Annotated in this window: 1 protein-coding gene and 1 pseudogene; one reads left to right on the top strand and one right to left on the bottom strand. The window is 67.0% G+C overall.

Features of this window, described 5'->3' with window-relative positions; genetic code table 11:
• Nucleotides 1–179 precede the first annotated feature (179 nt).
• Nucleotides 180–335 (top strand): annotated as a pseudogene (locus MKK88_RS15985) (DUF1839 family protein); the annotation flags it as partial.
• Nucleotides 336–344: 9 nt separating this feature from the next.
• On the opposite strand, the gene MKK88_RS15980 reads toward MKK88_RS15985, so the two are convergent.
• Entirely contained in the window at nt 345–899 is a 555-nt protein-coding gene (locus tag MKK88_RS15980) for a chemotaxis protein CheB (protein ID WP_244001333.1), read from the bottom strand.
• Between the last annotated feature and the right edge of the window lie 182 nt (nt 900–1,081).

Raw genomic sequence — 1,081 nt, 5'->3', positions numbered from 1 at the left:
CTACCACCAGGACCATTTCGGCAGCACCTGGGAGCTGCGTCAGGCCGACGGCAGCGTCGCTCACACGGCCTGCGTCGGCTTCGGCCTGGAGCGGATCACCCTGGCCCTCCTGAAGCACCATGGCCTCGACCTCGCCGCATGCCCCGAGCCCGTTAGCGATGCGCTCTGGGGCTGAGCCCATGACCGCCGCGTTGCGCCTGCCCGCGGGGCTCGGCATCGCGGGGCCCTACGTCCCACACCCGCCCCATGACGGGGCGCGGGATTGGCCGGAGACGAATTGCTACGTCGATCTCTGGATCGACCTTCTGCACGGCCGCTGCCTCGGCACGGTGCCCACAATCGTCTCAAGCACCGTGGGCGACGACCCGCTCCATCAGTCGGTCGGCGGTGAGGGTTGCCTCCGGGTGATCCAGCCTCAGCGCGGCCTGGGGCAGCTCGGGGCATTCGGCCTCGGCCAGATCTTGCACGAGGCCGAGGCCACCGCGTGCCGTGATCGCACGCATGCCCTCAGCCCCGTCGCTATTGCCGCCGCTGAGCACGATCCCGACGACGCGCTTCCCGTAAGCCTCGGCGGCTGAAACGAACAACGGATCGGCCGCTGGGCGGGTGAAGTGCACCTTGATTCCCTGATCGAGAAGGATTGCACCGAAGCCCAAACGCATGTGGTGGTCGGGTGGTGCGACGTAGATGCGGCCGCGCTCGATGACCTCCCCGTGCCGCCCGAAGGTGGCCGGAAGGCTGCCGCGCTGGCTAAGGATTTCGGGAAGGACGCTCGGGTTCGCCCCAATGTGCTGCACGACGAACACGGAGGCGCGGAGATTTGATGGCAAAGTCTCGACGATCCGCTTGAGCGGTTTGAGGCCACCAGCAGAGCTGGCGATGACGATGATCGCGCCCATTTGCTTGCTACAATCAATCGGGACAAGCGCGGTTCAGTCGCGCCTGGCCGAATGTCCGAGCTACGCGGCAGCTTCGGCCGCCTTCCGCTCCGGCGCCTTATCGATGACGATGAGCACAGAGGCGGTCAGTATGCTCATGCCAGCTTCGTCGCGAACCTCGGCCCGGTACTGAGCAGCGGGCC

Source organism: Methylobacterium sp. E-005 (genome assembly GCF_022829725.1).
In the GTDB taxonomy this organism is placed as follows: domain Bacteria; phylum Pseudomonadota; class Alphaproteobacteria; order Rhizobiales; family Beijerinckiaceae; genus Methylobacterium.
This window is presented reverse-complemented; position numbering and strand designations above follow the sequence as displayed.